2 protein-coding genes are annotated in these 582 nt (G+C 67.7%); one reads left to right on the top strand and one right to left on the bottom strand.

Features of this window, described 5'->3' with window-relative positions:
* A partial coding sequence (locus tag AACY52_RS29470; protein WP_370468069.1) for a plasmid pRiA4b ORF-3 family protein occupies positions 1 to 262 on the top strand: 262 nt, incomplete at its 5' end.
* 3 nt (positions 263 to 265) lie between these two features.
* Here the strand turns inward: AACY52_RS29470 and AACY52_RS29465 are convergent.
* Positions 266 to 582: hypothetical protein (locus AACY52_RS29465; protein ID WP_339561244.1), on the bottom strand; the 317-nt coding region annotated here is incomplete at its 5' end.

Here is a 582-nt window from a genome sequence, read left to right as displayed (position 1 = left end):
CGACAGCACGACAACAGAGGGACTTCCCCTCTTGCTCGAGGCCGCCGGTCGTTGTCCTCCGGAAGACGTCGGAGGTGCGCCAGGCTATGCCGAATACCTTGATGCCATCAACGACCCCGCACATCCGGAGCACGAACATATGCGCCTCTGGGGCCCGGAGCGGTTCGATTCCAACGTCATCGACCGGAAAGCGCTCGAGGCCGCCGTCAACGCATTGTCTGAAATTTGGAAGCCGCGCCGGCACAAGCTGCGATCAAAATAGGCGTCAAGCGGCAATTAGAGGGGCCGCAGAGCTACGCTTACCCTCGAGCGCGGCGATCTTGGGGTTGTCCCCCGTCGTGCCTGCGAGCCTCGCCTCGAGCTCGGCCACCCGGGCTTCCGCCTGGCGCCGCTTCTCGGCTTCCTCGCGGAGCTTGCCCGACGGCACCCGGCCGCCACGCTGCTCCTGCTCGCGGGCCTGCGTCTGGCTTGCGGCCTCAGCCGCCTCGCCTTCCGCTTCGCCCTCGCCGTCTTCGGCCTCGTCGCCGTCTTCCCCGTCCTCGCCCTCGCCGTCGGCCTCCTCGTCGGCCTCGCCGTCGTCAT

The sequence above is a fragment of the Pseudomonas sp. EA_65y_Pfl1_P113 genome (genome assembly GCF_963970525.1).
Taxonomy (GTDB): domain Bacteria; phylum Pseudomonadota; class Gammaproteobacteria; order Pseudomonadales; family Pseudomonadaceae; genus Aquipseudomonas; species Aquipseudomonas tritici.
This window is presented reverse-complemented; position numbering and strand designations above follow the sequence as displayed.